Raw genomic sequence first — 17207 nt, forward strand, 5'->3', positions numbered from 1 at the left:
TCTCCGGCTTTCAGCTGTGGTCTTAAAGACCGACGGCGATGACTTCACGCCCGTTGTAGTAACCGCAGTGCGGGCACAGGTTGTGCGGACGCTTGAGTTCACCACAGTTCGAGCACTCGTGATGAGCCTCGACCTTGAGCGAATCGTGCGCACGACGGTTGCCGCGGCGGTGGGGCGATACTTTCCTCTTGGGGACGGCCATGGCGGCACCTGTTCCTCAAACAATTACAATCAATTTCGGTGGCCGCCCTAGTGGAAGGTCCGGCAGCGCACAAGAGTGCGTGAACCCGAAACTTCCCGACCGTGGCGGTGAAGGCGCGCGCTATAGCGATTTTTCGCGTCCGCGCAAGCGCTGTGCGCAATCGTCGCGCCCGCATTGCCACCGGGGGCCCATCTCTATAGCCCGAGATAGGGTTCGCCAGAGAGATCGCAAGGGAGGGATCGCATGGGCATTATTCTACCCGTTACGCTGACTGCCGCCGCAGCCGCGGCCATCATCAACTTCTGGCTCGCCATGCGGGTCGGGCAGATGCGCGTGAAGCACAAGGTTTCGATCGGCGACGATGCCGGCGGGCCGCTGACTGCGCGGATGCGGGCACAGCTCAATTTCGTGGAAAACACGGTCTTCGTGCTCGTGCTGATCGCGGCCATCGAACTGGCCGGCAAGGGCGGCAGCTGGCTTTCGATCGTCAGCGCCATCTATATGCTTGGCCGAATCGCCCACGGTCTGGGCATGGATGGCGGCAAGTTCGCGCGCGGTCGCAGCATCGGCGTGATCATCACCATGCTGACCCTTCTGGGCCTTGCGGTGGTTGCCGCGCTGATCGCGATGCGGGTGCTCTAACCCAGCGCGTAATCGCTGACGAAAGCGTTGGTCTTGCGTTCCTGCCCGAAGGTGCTGGTGGGACCATGGCCGGGAATGAAGGTCACGTCATTGCCCAGCGGCCACAGCTTCTGGGTGATGGCGTCGATCAGGTCCTGGTGGTTGCCCATCGGGAAATCGGTGCGCCCGATGCTGCCCTGGAACAGGACGTCGCCGACGATGGCGAACTTGCTCGGGCGGTGGAAGAAAACCACGTGGCCCGGCGTGTGGCCGGGGCAGTGGATGACTTCCAGCTCCAGCTCGCCGACAGTCACCTTGTCGCCGTCTTCCAGCCAGCGATCGGGCTCGAACACCTGCCCGTTCACCCCGTAACGCGCACCGTCCTCGTCGAGACGGCTGATCCAGAAACGGTCGCCTTCGTGCGGTCCCTCGATCGGCAGGCCGAGTTCCTTGGCCAGGATGCCAGCCTCGCCGCAATGGTCGATATGGCCGTGGGTGATGAGGATCTTCTCGAGCTCCACCCCGGCCTTGGCGACCGCGGCCTTGAGCTTGTCGAGATCGCCGCCCGGATCGACCAGCGCGCCCTTGTTGGTCCTGGTGCACCAGATCAGCGAACAGTTCTGCTGGAGCGGGGTGACCGGCACGATACCGGCTCTCATCGGGGGCATGGGCTTGTCGTTCATGGCGCATGAAATGGCGGCGTGCCGCCACGAATGCAAGCGCGCGCGGCACAGCCTGCCGCGCCCCTCCGGTGGCAATTCCACGCCGCAAGGAGTATGCTACCCACATGGTCGCACGGGTCGCCTCTGCCAAGGAGGCAAGACATGCGAAATTTCAAGACACTGGCACTCATCGCCCTCGTCACCGGCGCATCGCCGCTGGCTGCCCAATCCCCCGACACCGATGCTCTCATTGCCGATGCGCTGAGCGCTGCCCCGGCCTCGGTCACCGACAATGCGAGCGTGCGCAACAACGACGGCACGCTTCTGCGCGAAGGCCGCAATGGCTACACCTGCTATCCGCAAGCGCCCACCATGGGGCCGCGCTGCAACGATGCGGAATGGGATGCCTTCATTGCAGGCTTCATGAAGGGCGAACCCTATACGCCGAAGAAATTCGGTGTGTCCTATATGCTGGCCGGTGAAGGCACCGCGCCCGGCACCAGCAATATCGACCCGATGGCGACCGAGCCGACGGCTGACAACGAGTGGATCAAGGACGGGCCCCACATGATGCTGATCTTCCCCGATCCGGCCATGATGGCCGGGCTGTCGACTGATCCGAAGGACCCGGTCTACGTCATGTGGCGCGACACGCCCTATGCCCATGTGATGGTGCGGATCGAGGAAGAATAGCGCGCCCTACAGGAGCGGTGCGAGGTCGGGCTCCACCCAGCCCCGCCGCGCCTCGACCGAGAATAGGCGGTCTCGCGACCAGTGGGCGAGGATCCAGTCCGACCGGCCGAGCGGGCCTGCCATCGCCTCGCGCAGGACCTCGGCCAATGGCGCGCCGCGTCGGGCATCCAGCAAGCGCTCCGTCGCCCCGAGCGACGCGAGCGTGATCGTGTGGTGATAGCCCGAACTGTCGGTGTTCGGCGTCCCATGCGCCTCGTTCAGCCGGGTGATGATGCTGCGGAAACTGTCGCCGCCTGCAAGGTCGGGGCGATGGCGCAATATCTCCAGCGCCAGCGCGAAATGCGCCTCGTGCGTCCATTCGGCCCGCGGCAGGCTCGTATCCAGCACGCTGTCGGCAAGATGCGCGAAATCGGTTTCCGTGGTGAAGGCAGTCATCGGGGCAATCCTTTTCGAGAGTTGCGCCCGACCGGCACGAAAAACCCCGCCGGTCGGGCGGGGTCTGGCTGGTGTCTGTGGCTTGGGACCGGAAGGATCAGCACACAGGCGCGCAAACAGTCGCCGCCGTTGTCGGGCGGGCTGCTTGCAGGACAGTGGTGGCGATCATTCGGGCCATGGCCGAGTGCTGCGCCCGGCGCGCGATCCTGTCAAGCAGGGCCGCAAGCGATCAATAGGTGATCTTCTCGTAATTCAGCGTGACCTCTTCCGCCGCGCAGCTGGCGATCGTCACTCCGATCAGCTTTGCTTCGCTGCCGCCTTCGTCGTCGCCGATCAGCACATGCGGGTACTTGGCTCGTTCGGCGCAGCCGACGAAGCGGCCTGCAAAAGTCAGGGTTCCGGGCCCGTCAAACGCCGGCACCATGATGCGTGAGCCCTTCTCGATCGGCTTGAGGGTAACGGGGCGATGCTGGCGCTTGCCCGTGGCCATGCCGTTGGCGGTATCGCGCGGGGCCGGCTCGGCCGTCGTCGCACGATCCTTGTGGCGCAGGCGTTCCGAGACACCGGCACGCAGGGGTACGCCCTCGGCGCTCCAGTGCAGGGGGCTGGCGGGCACATCCGCGGAACTTGTGCCGCCCTGCTGCACGACATGGGTAATTTCGCGACCGCTGGCAGGCGGACTGAGCGTGATGGTCAGGTAGTCAAGATGCGCCTCGCCAGAATCCTTTGCCTGCGTACCGTCATCCGCCATCTTCACGTCGATCTCGTCGGGTTCGACGCCGGGCGTTGCCCGCCCGCTCTCGCCGTCGATGTCGGGAATCTTCATGTAGATCGCCGCGCTGAGTGGAGTGGCGAATGTCATGGCCGCAGCCAGGGTCGCGATGGTCCGGATAGTTGGCATGGGCTTCCTCCTCCGCGCGGGAGTGTGCCACCGATGCGGCTGGCAGGTCCAGCACGACCTCCCAAGTGGCTAGATTCGCCCGCCCTTCCACACCACGCGGCCGATCACTTCCACCTCGTCGCGGGCAAGCTCGACAGGCGCATAGGCATCATTGGCGCTGATCAGCTTGATGCGGTCCGCTGCGCTCACCTGCACCTGTTTGACGTGCAGCGCATCGCCGATGCGCACGACATGGATGCCCTCGCCCGCGCGCTTGTTGCGGTCGACGAAGATCTCGTCGCCGCTCCTGAGGACCGGTTCCATGCTGTCGCCTTCCACGCGGATGGCCGACAGGTCCGCACCTTCCAGCCCCATTTCGCGCAGCCACCGGCGCGAGAAGCGGAAGCTGTCGAAGGAAATTTCCTCCGCCGATACCGCTCCGGGACCCGCAGAGGCGTCCAGCGCGAGCCTCGGGACGGCCAGGAAGTCGTCCGATTCGCGCGGACGGGCCAAGTCGGGATCGGCCCCCAGTTCGACCTCGCTCACTCCGAAGAACTCGGCGAGGCGGCGGCGGTCCTGTTCTTCGAGACGGCGCGGGCTGCCCTTGCGCACGAATTGCTGCAAGTAGCTGGGATTACGGCCCAACATGGAGGAAAGAGCGGCCAGGCTCGTGCGATTGCGTTCGGCTAGTTCGACCAGCCTGGCGCGATCTTCGCTCATCCCGCGTGCCATTCCTTAACTCCCTACCAACCTTCGCAACCGGCGGATTTCCGCGCCTCGCCGGAGAGCGATGCGGGAAAATTCCTATAGCATAGGATTTTTCCTAGACAAGTAGGATTTGGAATGGAACGAAATAGGAATACGACGAACGAATCGCCTGTCAGTTCAGCTATTTGGGGAGCCTTCGCATGCTGATCTGGTCCATCGAGAAATTCCTTCGCGCCCATGACATGCCGCCGACCAAGTTCGGGCGGCTCGCGGCGCATGATCCGCGCTTCGTGCTCGACCTGCGCATGGGGCGCGAACCGCGCAGCGGGACCGAAGCGCGCATCCGTGGCTTCATGACGGGTTTCGAGGCCGGTCGCGGCGAAGCTGCGCGGGAGATGGCCCATGTCGGCTGAGTGCGCCCCGCCCAAACGCCAGCGCATCCGCCCGCGCCGCACTGCCGCCGACCGGCTGCGCGATGCGCTGATGGATCTGTGCGACCATCGCGGACAGGTCCTCACCCACACGGAAAAAGCCTGGGCCAGCATCACCTTTGCAGGCACGCGCCACAGCCTCGCCCTGCTCTTCGCAGGCGACGAGGCGGTGGAGGCGGGCGAGCGGTTCGTCGCCGAACTGCCCGATCACGAGTTCGCGATTGCGGGCCAGCTGGTCGCCGATGCCGGCGTGAGCGAGGTCGAGCACCGCATGGTCCCAGACCCGCGCCTGCTGGTCCAGTGTGAGCTCCTGCTGCTCGAAGACGCCTGATCAGTATCCGGCGGCAAGGTCCATCTGCGGCTGGACCGGCTCGCCCTTCTGCCACCGGTCGAGATTTTCGACGAACCTGTCGGCGCTGCGCTGGAACATCTTGGTCTGCGCGCGGCCCGACAGGTGCATGGTGACCTGCGCATTCTCGAGATCCCAAAGCGGGTGGTCTTCGGGCAGCGGCTCGGGGTCGGTCACGTCGAGCAGCGCCGCCTCGATGGTCTTTGCCTTGAGTGCTTCGACCAGCGCGTCCTGTTCGACGACGTCCCCGCGCGCGATATTCACCAGCACGGCATTGGGGCGCATGGCAGCGAGTTCGGCGGCGCCGATCATGCCCTTGGTCTCGCCGGTAGAGGGCACAGCCAGCACCACCCAGTCGAATTCGCCCAGCTTTTCGCGCCATTCGCCGGGGCGCAGCGCGCCTTCGCCGCCCGAACGGCGCACAGGCACCACGGTCATGCCGAAGGCCTCGAGCCGGGTCTTCACTAGGCTGCCGATCGCGCCCATGCCCAGCAGCAACACGCGCTCACCCGACAGTTCGCGCTTGCCCGGACTGTCGAGCAGCCATTCGTGGCGTTCCTGCGCCCGCACGACCTCGCGATAACCCTTGGCATGGGCCAGCATCAGCATGACGACATATTCGGCGATGGTGATGGCATTGATGCCGACACCGTTCGTCACCACCGTGCCGCGCTCCGCCAGCAGGTCCAGCGGCATGAAATCGAGCCCGGCGTAGATCGAATTGAGCCATTTCAGGTTCGTCGCGGCGCGCGCGATCTCGGCCATCGGCTCCTTCTCGTTCAAATCGAACCAGCCGATTTCCGCTTCGGGCGCGAATTTCAGCGCCTCTTCCTTGCTCATGAACCACAGGGGCTCGACCCAGTCGGGCAGGCGCGGCTCCACCAGCGGGCGGATCAGGGCGGACATAACGGCTTTGGTCATGTGTGGGACTCTCCTCTTCGGATTAAGTCCCTAACCGCAACTCAGCCCAGCTTCCACTCCCAGCCGAGCGGATCGCCGTCCATGACCTCGACACCCTTGGTGGCCAGAGTGGCGCGAATGGCGTCGCTGGTGGCGTAATCCTGCGCGATCTTCGCTTCCTTGCGGCGGATCAGTTCAGCCTCGATCTCGGCCTCGGTGATCTCGGCGTCCGAGGGGCGAATCCGCATCTCCTCGCGCGGCAGTATTGCAAGACCCAGCGGCCACAGCATGGCAAGCGCCAGATCGGCCTTCTGATCGGCCGGCACCTTCTTTGTTGCCACCACCTCTTCGAGCGCGGTCAAGGCCACCGCGGTATTGAGATCGTCGCACAGCGCCGTCTCGAATTTGTCGAGCAGCGGGACAAGCTTGGGGTGAGTAATTTTCGCGCGCAAAGCCTTGCCCTGGGTCGGCGGCGGCGGCACGGACGTAGCGCCCGCGCCCTGGAAGTGGGCATCCTGAGCCTGCCGCAACCCCATCACGAGACGCTTCAACCGCGTCAGCGCAGCGCCCAGACCCTCCCAGCTGAATTCCAGCTCGCTGCGGTAATGCGCCTGCAGGCACATCAGGCGATAGGCGAACGGATGATAGCCCTTGTCCACCAGCAGCTGCAGGCGCAGGAACTCGCCCGCGCTCTTGCTCATCTTCCCCGACCTTTCGACGAGGAAGTTGTTGTGCATCCAGATGCGTGCGCCGCTGTTCTCGGCGTTGTCGAGGCCATTGGTGCAGCAATAGGCCTGGTTCTGCGCGATCTCGTTCGGGTGGTGGATCTCGCGGTGGTCGATCCCGCCGGTGTGGATGTCGAAGGGGAAGCCAAGCAGCGCCTCGCCCATGACCGAGCATTCGAGATGCCAGCCGGGCGCGCCCTTGCCCCATGGGCTGTCCCATTCCATCTGGCGCGTCTCGCCTGCGGGCGTCTTGCGCCATATGGCGAAGTCGGCCGCGTTGCGCTTGCCCTCGACCGTATCGATGCGGCCTTCACCTTCTTCGGTGACAGCGCGGGCGAGCTTGCCATAATCCTGGATGGTAGAGACGTCGAAATAGAGCCCGCTATCGAGTTCGTAGCAGTGCTTGTCCGCGATGCCTTTCGCGAATTCGATCATCTCGTCGATGTAATCGGTGGCGACCGACCACTTGGCCGGCTGGCGGATATTCAGCGCCTTCACATCGGCCCAATAGGCCTCCGTATAGTGCTTCGCTATGTCCCAGATCGACTGCGCTTTCTCCGAAGCCATCTTCTCCATCTTGTCCTCACCCTCGTCCGCATCGTCGGTCAGGTGGCCGACATCGGTGATGTTGATGATGTGGGTGAGATCGTAGCCCTTCCAGCTCAGCGTGCGGCCCAGCACGTCGGCAAAGACATAGGCGCGCATGTTGCCGATATGGGGGTAGTTGTAGACCGTCGGCCCGCAGGTATAGACGCGCGCCTCGCCCGGATGGAGGGGAGTGAACGTCTCGATCTCGCGGGTGAGCGAGTTGAACAGCTTCAATGGCGTGTCGGTCATGGCGTGCGCAATAGGTTCGCGGGTGGCTACTGCCAACCCTCCCAGCGCACGGATTCGTCGAGCCCTGCGCGTTTAACATCGAACTGGTTCACCGGCGCGTCCGCATCGCGATAGCCGATGGCCATGCCGCAGAAGAAGGTGTGGTCTTCCGGAATGTCGACCACCTCGCGCACCTGCGGGCTGTAGGCCGCCCAGGCTTCCTGTGCGCAGCTGTCGAGCCCTTCTTCGCGCAGCAGCAACATGATGGTCTGCAGCCACATGCCGATATCGCTCCACTGCGGCGGGCCCATGTATTTGGGCGTGTGGACCAGCATCAGCACCGGGGCGCCGAAAGCACGGAAGTTATTGGCGAACCACATCAGGCGCTTGGCCTTGTCCTCGCGGCTGATGCCGAGCGAGGCGTACATGTCCTCGCCCACGCCGAAGCGCCGCTCCTCGTAGGCGCCGTCGAGGCCCTTGGGGTAGATATCGTATTCGGGCTGCATCGCCGCACGGCCCTTGGGAAACTCCAGCGCCACGCGGTCGAACAGCGCCTGCATCGGCGCGCCCGTCAGCACCACGGCATTCCACGGCTGGACGTTCCCGCCCGAAGGCGCACGTTGCGCCTTCTCGAGCACGCGGGTGAGCGTGTCACGGTCGACCGGCCGGTCGGTGAATGCGCGCACGGAACGCCGAGACTGGACTGCTTCGGTGGGAGTCATGAGAAAAACGCCATGATTAGGAGGAAAATGCCGCAGACTATTCCCATCATGCTGAGGACCCGCACCTTTTTCGCGGTGGCATGAGCAGGCGGAGGATATGCCTCTAATTGCCGGCGCTCCTCGAAATAGGCTTCGTCGGCGCCCTCTTTCAATTCTTGGAGCCGGCCCTGCCATCCCTCCACGCTTTGAACGTCTTTATCCGGTCGAAGAATGCCTGGCAGCGAACCGAAGACGAACAGGAGTCCAAGGAAAAACAGGCTCCAGTCCATTTATTTCTCCACCTCGAACAAGCCCGCAAGCTGCTCGATAATCGTACCGCCGAGCTGTTCCACGTCCATGATCGTGACCGAGCGCTTGTAGTAGCGGGTCACGTCATGGCCGATGCCGATGGCGGCGAGCTGGACGGGGCTTTGCTTCTCGATCCACTCGATCACCTTGCGAAGGTGCCCTTCGAGATAGCCAGCCTGGTTCACGCTCAGCGTGCTGTCGTCGACCGGCGCGCCGTCCGAAATCACCAGCAGGATGCGGCGGTCTTCCGCGCGGGCGAGCAGGCGGGAATGCGCCCAAAGCAGCGCTTCGCCGTCGATGTTTTCCTTCAGCAGCCCTTCGCGCATCATCAGGCCGAGGTTGCGGCGCGCGCGGCGCCAGGGCTCGTCGGCCTTCTTGTAGACGATATGGCGCAGATCGTTGAGACGGCCCGGATTGGCGGGGCGGCCATCGGCGAGCCACGCCTCGCGTGACTGCCCGCCCTTCCACGCGCGGGTAGTGAAGCCGAGGATTTCGGTCTTCACGCCGCAGCGCTCCAATGTGCGCGCCATGATGTCGGCGCTGATCGCGGCGATGCTGATGGGCCGCCCGCGCATCGAGCCCGAATTGTCGATCAGCAGGGTGACGACCGTGTCCTTGAACTCGGTATCGCGCTCGATCTTGTAGGACAGCGCATGACCGGGGCTGACGACTACGCGGGTCAGGCGCGCGGCATCGAGCAGCCCCTCTTCCTGGTCGAAATCCCAGCTGCGGTTCTGCTGCGCCATGAGGCGGCGCTGGAGGCGGTTGGCAAGCCGCGTGACGATGCCCTGCAATCCGGCCAGCTGGCTGTCGAGATAGGCTCGCAGCCGGTCCAGCTCCTCGTGATCGCACAGTTCGGGCGCTTCGATTACCTCGTCGAACTTGTCGGTATAGGCGCGGTAGTCGAAGTCTTCCGGCAGGTCGGTCCACGGGCGGTTCGGGCGGACGGGCTGCATGCCCTCGCCATCGTCGTCCGAAGGATCGCCGTCGGACATTTCCTGCTCGCCCTCGACGTCCTGCTCGGCATCGCCATCGGCCTCGCCGTCGGTGATTTCGCCGCGCGCATCGCTTTCCTGCGGCTGGGCCTCGCCTTCGTCCTGTTCGTCCGTATCCTCGTCCTGCTCGGGCGTTTCGCCGTCGTCCTGGTCTCCGTCGTCGGAGCTGCCATCGTCCGGCGTGTCGGGCAGGGTCAGCTCGAGATGGCGGAGCATGTCGAGCGTCAGGTTCTGGAAGGCACGCTGGTCGTCGAGCGCCTCGGCAAGGCCGTCCATGTCGGTGCCGATCTTGGCGAGGATATCGCCGCGCACCATGTCCACGCCCGCCTTCGCGCGGTCGGGCACGGCTTCGCCCGTCAGCGCCTCGCGCAGCATCAGCGAAAGCGCGGTCGGCAGCGGCACCTCATTCGCCTCGCTCGCCTTGGCGATGGGGTCGGTCGCGGTGCGCAGTACGAGCGCGGCGTCGAGATTGCCGCGAATTCCGTCGTAGCGGTTGCTGCCGATCGCCTCGTAGCGGACCCGCTCGATCGCGTCGTAGCAGGCGCGGGCGATGGGTTCGGGCGGCGCGCCCTTGGCGTGCAGTGCCTCGTTGTGATGGCGCAGCTTCAGCGCGAAGCTGTCGGCAAAGCCACGCGCCTCGGTCGCCTGGTCGCGGGGCAGGTTGCGGCCCGGCAGGGGGACGCGGAAGTTCTTGCCCGACTGGCTCGGCTGGTCCGCGCTCCAGGCCACCTCGACCTCCGGCTCCTGCGCGAGCGCGCGCGCAGTCCCAGTCAGCGCCTGCTTGAAACGGTCGAGGGGGGTCTGGTCGGTCACGTGTGCCTAGTTAGGACGTCGGGATGCTTTGGCCAGTCTTTTCCCAGTCGGCGACGAAGCCTTCGATGCCCTTGTCGGTGAGGATGTGCTTGAACAGTCCCTTGATGACGGCGGGCGGCATGGTGGCGACGTCGGCACCGATCAGCGCGCTCTGCAGCACGTGGACGGGGTTGCGGATCGAGGCGACGAGGACTTCGGTCTCGAAGCCGTAATTGCTGTAGATCGTGACGATATCCTCGATCAGCGACATGCCGTCGAAGCCGTTGTCGTCATGACGGCCGACGAAGGGCGACACGAAGGTCGCGCCGGCCTTGGCGGCCAGCAGCGCCTGGTTGGCGGAGAAGCACAGGGTCACGTTCACCTGTGTGCCGTCCGAGGTCAGCTTCTTGCAGGTCTTGAGGCCGTCGATCGTCAGCGGCACCTTGATGCAGACGTTGTCTGCGATCTTGCGCAGCGTTTCGGCCTCTTTCATCATCGTCTCGTGGTCGAGCGCGACGACTTCGGCGCTGACCGGACCATCGACGATGCTGCAGATTTCGCGCGTCACCTCGATGAAATCGCGGCCCGACTTGGCGATCAGCGAAGGATTGGTGGTGACCCCGTCGAGGAGGCCGGTGTCGGCCATTTCCTTGATGTCGGCGATGTCGGCGGTGTCGACGAAGAACTTCATGTGTGCGCGCTCCGGAAGGCGAGAGTTGGTGTATTTCGCTGCAAGGCGATTGCGCAGCGCGAGTCAAGGCTTGCGCGGCCTTAGACCCCCGCATTGCCGACGACGAAACAGGCCGCGGCGACCAGCGCGCCGGTCCAGCGATTGGCGCGGAACCGCTCGAGCGGGTTGCCTGCATCCTCGCCGTCGAGGGTCGCGACCTGCCACGCAAGATGCCACGCGGCCGGGATCAGCGTCAGCAGCGCCACCCAGTCCTCTCGGTAGAGCCAGAAGGCGAGCGCCCACAAGGCTACCGCGCCGGTGTAGAACAGGGCCACCCCGCGCTTCACGCCCGCGCCCAGCCGCAGGGCGGAAGAGCGGATGCCGACCAGCGCATCGTCCTCGCGGTCCTGCATGGCGTAGATCGTGTCGTAACCGATCACCCACAGCGCTGCACCTGCGTACATGGCAGCAAGCGCACCGAGGTTGTCGGCACGGAAATGGGTGAAACCGACCAGCAGCCCCCAGGTGAAGACCATGCCGAGCCATGCCTGCGGCCACCAGGTAATCCGCTTCATGAAGGGATAGGCCGCCACCAGCGCAAGGCTCGCCAGCGCGACGACTTGGGCCAGCGGTTCGAGTTGCAGCAGCACGACCAGGCCGACGAGGCTCAACGCGATCAGCCAGCTCCAGGCGAGCTTTTTCGAGACGCGCCCGCTTGCAACCGGGCGACTGGCGGTGCGGGCCACCTGCCGGTCGAGCTTCGCGTCGACGATATCGTTGTAGACGCAGCCTGCACCGCGCATGGCGATACTGCCGAGCAACAGCCAGCCGAGCAGCGCGAACTGCCAGCCCGCCCCGGCCAGCCACACGCCCCAGGCGCAGGGCCAGAACAGCAGCCACCAGCCGATCGGCCGGTCGAGCCGGGCGAGCATGGCGAGGTCGCGTGGGCCTTGCGGCAGGCGCGCGACGAGGCCGCGGTGCTCTGTGTCGGGGACGATCTCGGGTGAAGCAGTCTCGCTCATTACTTGCTCCCTACCCGCCGCCGTGCCACCTGCAAAGCCATGCCCGCTACACCCGCCTGGCCCCCGAAAAGCGCCCCGCGCCTGTTCGTCGATACCCCGCTCTCGGCGGATGCGCCCGTGCAGGTGGACGGCAACCAGGCGCATTACCTCGCCAAGGTGATGCGCGTGTCGCCCGGTGACGCGGTGATACTTTGCGACAACGCGACCGGCGAATGGGCCGCCGAGGTGATGGAGGCGGGCAAGCGCCATGTCCTGCTGCAGCCGCGCGACCACTTGCGCCCTCGCGAGCCGGTGCCCGATTTCTGGCTCTGCCCGGCCCTGCTCAAGAAAGACCGGTTCGATTTCGTGCTCGAAAAGGCGACAGAGCTGGGCGTTGCGCGTATCGCTCCGCTCGTCACGCGGCGATGCGTGGCGGACAAGCTCAACCTCGAGCGGGCCGGCACGATCGTGACAGAGGCGGCCGAACAATGCGCCCGCACCGCGCTGCCCGAAGTGCTCGCTCCTGTGAAGCTCGACGCCCTGCTGCGCGACTGGCCCGAAGACCGCCTGCTGTTCTTCGCCGACGAGGAAGGCGGGGAAAGCGCTGCCGACGCCTTCTGCCTTACCGAAGGGCCTGCGGCCCTGCTCACCGGCCCCGAAGGCGGATTTGACGATGCCGAGCGCGAGGCGATCCGCGCCCATCCCAACGCCCGCCCGATCAGCCTCGGTCCGCGCATATTGCGGGGCGAAACGGCGGCTATTGCAGGCATCGCGGTGTGGATGGCGGAAGCGGGCGATTGGATCGGAGAGGAATAATTTCCTTTCCCTGATAGATTCCGTTTTCTAACGCCACCCAATGAGCACGCGCGACACATCCGCCAAGGACGATCCCATCATCGAATCGCGCGACCAACTCGTCGCGCCGATGCAGAAGGGCGAGAAGCCCAAGGACGCCTGGCGCATCGGGACCGAGCACGAAAAGCTCGTCTTCAAGCGCAAGGATCACCGCGCGCCGTCCTATGACGAGGAAGGCGGCATTCTCGATATCCTGCTGGCCCTGCGCCAGTTCGGCTGGGAGCCGGTGGAGGAGGGCGGCAAGGTCATCGCCATGCGCGGCGAGGACGGCACGGTCAGCCTCGAACCGGCCGGACAGCTGGAGCTGTCGGGCGCGCCGCTCGAAAACCTGCACCAGACCTGCGCGGAAACCGGGCGCCACCTGTCGCAGGTGAAGGAAGTGGCGGAAGCCTTCGACGTCGGCTTCCTCGGCCTCGGCATGTGGCCCGACAAGACCCGCGACGAACTGCCGATCATGCCCAAGGGCCGCTACGAAATCATGATGCGCCACATGCCGCGCGTCGGCAGCCTCGGCCTCGACATGATGCTGCGCACCTGCACCATCCAGGTGAACCTCGACTATTCGTCCGAACCCGACATGGCGCAGAAATTCCGAACCGGGCTCGCGCTCCAGCCGCTGGCGACCGCGCTGTTCGCCAATTCGCCCTTCCTCGAAGGGAAACCGAACGGTTACCTGTCCTATCGCAGCCATATCTGGAGCGACACCGACCCGCATCGCACCGGCATGCTGCCCTTCGTGTTCGAGGACGGCTTCGGCTACGAACGCTATGTCGACTATATGCTCGACGTGCCGATGTATTTCGTCTTCCGCGAAGGGAAATACATCGATGCCGCCGGCCTCAGCTTCCGCGATTTCCTCGATGGTAATCTCTCCGTCCTGCCCGGCGAGAAGCCGACAGAGAGCGACTGGTGGGACCACCTTTCGACCGCCTTCCCCGAAGTGCGCCTGAAGAGTTTCCTTGAAATGCGGGGCGCGGATGGCGGCCCGTGGAGCCGGATCTGTGCCCTGCCCGCCTTCTGGGTCGGCCTGCTCTACGACCAGGGCGCGCTCGACGCGGCGTGGGACCTCGTCAAGCACTGGACGATGGAAGAGCGCGAGGACCTGCGCAACGCGGTGCCCAAACTGGCGCTCGACGCACCCATCCCGGGCGGCGGCAAGCTGCGCGACCTGGCAAAGGAAGTGCTCGCCGTGGCGCGTGCCGGCCTGACCGCGCGGGCCAAGCTCAACACCTCGGGTGATAACGAGACCGGCTTCCTCGAAACGCTCGACGAGATCGTGCGCAGCGGCAAGGTGCCTGCGCAGGTCCTGCTCGACCGCTATAATGGCGAATGGAACGGGGACATCACCCGGGTCTACAAATACAGTTTCTGAGCGAAGGAGGACGGCGATGATCCAGATAAACGGCACGATCAAGCTGGGCAAGCCGATGGACGCCGCCACCCGCAAGGCGATGGTCGAGATGGTCCGTGCCAGCCGCGCGGAAGATGGCTGCCTCGACTATGCCTTCGCCGAGGACCTTGCCGATCCCGACACGCTGATCCTGTTCGAACGCTGGCGCGACCGCGATGCGTTGGCCGCCCATGGACAGTCGGCCCACATGGCCGAATTTCGCGGCGTGATGGCGGCCAACCCGCCCGTGTCGCGCGAACTCAGGGTCTATGAAACCGACGAGGGCGAGCCGCTCGGCTGACCTATTCCGCCGGCTGGGCCGCCGCAGCACCGGCGCGCGGAGTAAACAGGCGGGTCAGCCGTGACAGCGGCGCGGTAATCAGCCCGTTTGCCCCCATCCAAGCGTAATATTCGCGGTACTTCTCGTCCTCTGCCAGCAGGTGCGCCTCTTCCGTGCGAGCGCGCCAGTAGTAGATGCCGTTCACGCACAGCAGGAAGAAGGTGTTGCGGATGGCATCGGTCATGCTGCCGTTGACCACGAGAAACGGCATCACGCTGCACCACCAGAACAGGTTTTTCGACAAATAGGCCGGATGCCGCGTGAAGCGGTAGGGCCCGTTCGTCAGCACACCGCGATAGGTGAGGTTGGAAAAGCGGATGCCGAAAGCGAAGGTCGCCCAGGCATAGACCGCGGTCAGGAAGACCAGCACACCCGCCCAAATCCACAGCACCGCCTGGTTGCCATCGAGCCAGTAGTGCCACTGCCCGACATTGTGCTCGTAGCTCATCACCTGACCGTTGCCGAGGATGCCCCAGACGAACGGCGGATAGCAGACCAGCGCGGCCAGCCAGCCGCCGAGGAAGGGGTTGCCCGAACGGATATGCGCATCGAGCGGGCGCAGCGTCACGATGTAGCCGACCGCGCCGACCATCACGTCGACGAGGAACAGCAAATTGATCAGCACGACCGCGAAGACGACCGGATTGCTCAGGAATTCATAGAGGTCGGCATTCACCACATTGGCGAAGTTCACCGGCACGATGGAGATCATGAAGGCGCCGAAGAAGCCCTTGATGATCCAGGCACGCCAGTGCTTCTTAACCTCGCCCGCATCCCAGTCGTCGCGCATGAACAGCATCGCACCGAAATGCCATGCGTGGTCGCGCGGGTTCTTCATCACGCGATCGAGCCACAGGACATAGGGCACCGACAGCACCACCATGGCCGCGCCCATGACGGCAAGGACCTTGAGCGCGTAGACGTAGTTCCCGCTCCAGTACCAGCGGCACAGGCAGAACAGCGCGACGAGGATCGCCCATGTGGCCCACAGGCCGGCGATCTTGGTCAGCGATGCCTCGAGGTCCGGTTTGCGCGTCTTTGCCAGCGACCAGTCGATCCCGGTGGAGGGGCGCCGATGCACCTTGTCGACGAATACCGACCAGGCGACCATCGGGATGGTGATGAATACGAGACCTGCGATGGCCGCATTGGGGCCGACCATCGGCTCGCGCGGGCCGGGCAGGTTCCAGAAATCGGCGATGCCCGCCCAGTCGCGGGCGATCCATACCCATGCGAGCAGCGCGAACAGCCCCACCAGCCCTACGGCTGGCGAGACGTCGCTGGTCGGACGGCGGTCCGGTACGGGTAGGTTCCTGTCCATTGCCCCGCCCTATAGCGCGGCAATGGTAAACGGTGCGAAAACTATCGCGCCTTACCGGAAAGCGGTGATCGTGCCGCTGTCGTCGAGGACGTAGAGCGTGTTGTTCGCCACGATCGGCGGCAGGCTGATGTCGGCGTCGAGCTCGGTGAACAGCGTGGCCGAACCTTCGCCCGTGCTGATGCGCCAGATTTCGCCTTCCGAATTGACCGCCCACAGCTGGCCGCCGGCAAGCACCGGGCCTTGCCAGAAGATCGGGCCCTTCTTGTCCTCTTCGTCGCGATAGCGGGCCATCTGCGTCAGCCAGCGGACCTTGCCGGTCCCGCGCTGGATGGCGATCAGGCGCGCATCGTCGGTGAGGGCGAAGATCCATTCACCGGCGATCGCGGGGGTCGAGATACCTGCGACGTTGAGTTCCCACAGGCGCTGGCCGGTCACCAGTTCGTAGGCCGCCATGCGACCGCCCTGGCCGAGCGCATAGACGCGGCCGTTGTCGATGATCGGGTCGGCGTCGATGTCCGACAGCGCACCGACCTGCGTCGAGATTGAGGTGCGCGCAAGGGCGTCGGCCCACAGGCTGCGGCCGTTCTCGTAACGGTAAGCGATCAGTTCGCCCGAGGTGTAACCGGCCACGACCGTGCCCTGCCCTGCGGCAGGCGCGGCAACACCGAAGACGCCGGCCATGGTGGTCGAACCCGATTCGTCCCACTGGATGCTGCCGTCAGCGGCATTGAGGGCAAAGAGCAGGTTGTCCTGCGTCATGACGAAGACGTTGTCGAAGGCGAGCGTCGGCGATCCGCGCAGCGGGCCGCCCGGCTTGACCTTCCAGAGTTCCGCGCCGGTCTGGGCGTTGAGGGCGAAGACATTGCCTGCCCCGTCGGTGCCGTAGACCGTGCCGTTCGAATAGCTGACGCCGCCGCCGAATGCGGAGGGGCGCGTGTCGTCGCTCAGCTGGGTCTGGTAGCTCCAGCTGCGTGCGCCGGTCTGCGCATCGAAGGCCGAGACGCGGCCGTCGGTGCCGACGGCATAAAGCTTGCCGTTGCCGATCACCGGCGCAGCGCCGAGGCGGCGGCGGTTGTCCGCGCCGGTCACGCTGACAGTGAAGGCCCGCGTGGGTGCCTGCGAAAGGGCAAGGTGGCCGTAGCTCTTGCTGGCAGTACCGCCGGCCTGGCCCCATTCGGCATTGGTCTGAGCCGGCGGCAGGACCACCGAAACGCCGGCCAGCGCCGGATCGACTTCTGCGCCCGTGGTGATGCGCGACAGGATGGGTTCGCGCTTGCCGACGGTCGGCGTGGTCTTCTTGCCGTCCCCGCCGCCGAACAGTCCGCCGCTGCAGGCCGACAGGCCGAGGGCGATCGCGGCGACGAGTGCGCCGCGCAGATAGGGTTTTGCGTTGGTCTGGCTCATCTTCATC

The 17207-nt window shown here is 65.1% G+C and carries 21 protein-coding genes; 7 read left to right on the plus strand and 14 right to left on the minus strand.

Annotated elements, in window-relative coordinates:
* Positions 1-22: 22 nt before the first annotated feature.
* Positions 23-202 (minus strand): 50S ribosomal protein L32, encoded by a 180-nt coding sequence (gene rpmF, locus GRI42_RS07120; protein WP_160607606.1) that lies wholly within the window; start codon positions 200-202, stop codon positions 23-25.
* A gap of 243 nt (positions 203-445) precedes the next feature.
* Between rpmF and GRI42_RS07125 the strand changes: the two genes are divergently transcribed.
* On the plus strand, positions 446-844 hold the full coding sequence (locus GRI42_RS07125) for an MAPEG family protein (RefSeq protein ID WP_199800439.1): 399 nt from the start codon (positions 446-448) through the stop codon (positions 842-844).
* Here GRI42_RS07125 and GRI42_RS07130 read toward each other — a convergent pair.
* Positions 841-1482 carry an MBL fold metallo-hydrolase gene (locus GRI42_RS07130; RefSeq protein WP_160609122.1) on the minus strand — a complete coding sequence of 214 codons (642 nt, stop codon included), beginning with the start codon at positions 1480-1482 and terminating at the stop codon, positions 841-843. The genes GRI42_RS07125 and GRI42_RS07130 overlap by 4 nt on opposite strands.
* Before the next feature lie 165 nt (positions 1483-1647).
* On the opposite strand from GRI42_RS07130, the gene GRI42_RS07135 reads away from it, so the two are divergent.
* Entirely contained in the window at positions 1648-2178 is a 531-nt protein-coding gene (locus GRI42_RS07135; RefSeq protein WP_160607607.1) for a hypothetical protein, read from the plus strand.
* 6 nt (positions 2179-2184) lie between these two features.
* On the opposite strand, the gene GRI42_RS07140 is transcribed toward GRI42_RS07135, so the two are convergent.
* The 3 genes from GRI42_RS07140 to GRI42_RS07150 form a co-directional block, all read right to left on the minus strand.
* Positions 2185-2613, minus strand: a complete 429-nt coding sequence (locus tag GRI42_RS07140) for a hypothetical protein (protein ID WP_160607608.1) — start codon at positions 2611-2613, stop codon at positions 2185-2187.
* Positions 2614-2842: 229 nt separating this feature from the next.
* Entirely contained in the window at positions 2843-3514 is a 672-nt protein-coding gene (locus GRI42_RS07145; protein ID WP_160607609.1) for a hypothetical protein, read from the minus strand.
* A gap of 69 nt (positions 3515-3583) precedes the next feature.
* The gene (locus GRI42_RS07150) at positions 3584-4213 is read right to left on the minus strand and encodes a S24 family peptidase (RefSeq protein ID WP_160607610.1); all 630 of its coding nucleotides are present in this window, start codon (positions 4211-4213) and stop codon (positions 3584-3586) included.
* Between the two features lie 188 nt (positions 4214-4401).
* Between GRI42_RS07150 and GRI42_RS07155 the strand changes: the two genes are divergently transcribed.
* Together GRI42_RS07155 and GRI42_RS07160 are read left to right on the plus strand one after the other, a co-directional pair.
* Positions 4402-4614 (plus strand): hypothetical protein, encoded by a 213-nt coding sequence (locus tag GRI42_RS07155; protein ID WP_160607611.1) that lies wholly within the window; start codon positions 4402-4404, stop codon positions 4612-4614.
* A complete protein-coding gene (locus GRI42_RS07160; protein WP_226698998.1) occupies positions 4604-4963 on the plus strand; it encodes a hypothetical protein in 360 nt (119 codons plus the stop codon). Before GRI42_RS07155 ends, GRI42_RS07160 begins: the two co-directional genes overlap by 11 nt.
* Here the strand turns inward: GRI42_RS07160 and GRI42_RS07165 are convergent, their stop codons facing one another.
* From GRI42_RS07165 to ubiA, 7 genes are all read right to left on the minus strand, one after another.
* On the minus strand, positions 4964-5902 hold the full coding sequence (locus GRI42_RS07165; RefSeq protein ID WP_160607612.1) for a D-2-hydroxyacid dehydrogenase: 939 nt from the start codon (positions 5900-5902) through the stop codon (positions 4964-4966).
* Between the two features lie 41 nt (positions 5903-5943).
* Positions 5944-7443 (minus strand): cysteine--tRNA ligase, encoded by a 1500-nt coding sequence (cysS, locus tag GRI42_RS07170; RefSeq protein WP_160607613.1) that lies wholly within the window; start codon positions 7441-7443, stop codon positions 5944-5946.
* Between the two features lie 26 nt (positions 7444-7469).
* On the minus strand, positions 7470-8144 hold the full coding sequence (locus GRI42_RS07175; protein WP_160607614.1) for a nitroreductase: 675 nt from the start codon (positions 8142-8144) through the stop codon (positions 7470-7472).
* A complete protein-coding gene (locus GRI42_RS07180) occupies positions 8141-8413 on the minus strand; it encodes a hypothetical protein (RefSeq protein ID WP_160607615.1) in 273 nt (90 codons plus the stop codon). The genes GRI42_RS07175 and GRI42_RS07180 overlap by 4 nt, the downstream gene beginning before the upstream one ends.
* Complete coding sequence (gene cobT, locus GRI42_RS07185; RefSeq protein WP_160607616.1) at positions 8414-10240, minus strand: cobaltochelatase subunit CobT; 1827 nt, start codon at positions 10238-10240, stop codon at positions 8414-8416.
* 10 nt (positions 10241-10250) lie between these two features.
* Positions 10251-10910 (minus strand): fructose-6-phosphate aldolase, encoded by a 660-nt coding sequence (fsa, locus tag GRI42_RS07190; protein WP_160607617.1) that lies wholly within the window; start codon positions 10908-10910, stop codon positions 10251-10253.
* Between the two features lie 80 nt (positions 10911-10990).
* Positions 10991-11911 carry a 4-hydroxybenzoate octaprenyltransferase gene (gene ubiA / locus GRI42_RS07195; protein WP_160607618.1) on the minus strand — a complete coding sequence of 307 codons (921 nt, stop codon included), beginning with the start codon at positions 11909-11911 and terminating at the stop codon, positions 10991-10993.
* 39 nt (positions 11912-11950) lie between these two features.
* Here ubiA and GRI42_RS07200 point away from each other — a divergent pair, with 39 nt between their 5' ends.
* The 3 genes from GRI42_RS07200 to GRI42_RS07210 are packed head-to-tail and all read left to right on the plus strand — an operon-like array spanning position 11951 to position 14436.
* Positions 11951-12706, plus strand: a complete 756-nt coding sequence (locus GRI42_RS07200) for a 16S rRNA (uracil(1498)-N(3))-methyltransferase (RefSeq protein WP_160607619.1) — start codon at positions 11951-11953, stop codon at positions 12704-12706.
* Positions 12707-12746: 40 nt separating this feature from the next.
* A complete protein-coding gene (locus GRI42_RS07205; protein WP_160607620.1) occupies positions 12747-14117 on the plus strand; it encodes a glutamate--cysteine ligase in 1371 nt (456 codons plus the stop codon).
* A gap of 16 nt (positions 14118-14133) precedes the next feature.
* Positions 14134-14436: a putative quinol monooxygenase gene (locus GRI42_RS07210; RefSeq protein WP_160607621.1), complete on the plus strand. Its 303-nt coding sequence runs from the start codon at positions 14134-14136 to the stop codon at positions 14434-14436.
* Position 14437: 1 nt separating this feature from the next.
* Here the strand turns inward: GRI42_RS07210 and GRI42_RS07215 are convergent, their stop codons facing one another.
* Positions 14438-15796, minus strand: a complete 1359-nt coding sequence (locus GRI42_RS07215) for a methyltransferase family protein (RefSeq protein ID WP_160607622.1) — start codon at positions 15794-15796, stop codon at positions 14438-14440.
* Between the two features lie 51 nt (positions 15797-15847).
* Positions 15848-17206, minus strand: a complete 1359-nt coding sequence (locus GRI42_RS07220; RefSeq protein ID WP_407692155.1) for an outer membrane protein assembly factor BamB family protein — start codon at positions 17204-17206, stop codon at positions 15848-15850.
* Between the last annotated feature and the right edge of the window lies 1 nt (position 17207).

The sequence above is a fragment of the Qipengyuania gaetbuli genome, assembly GCF_009827315.1.
GTDB classification, from domain to species: domain Bacteria; phylum Pseudomonadota; class Alphaproteobacteria; order Sphingomonadales; family Sphingomonadaceae; genus Qipengyuania; species Qipengyuania gaetbuli.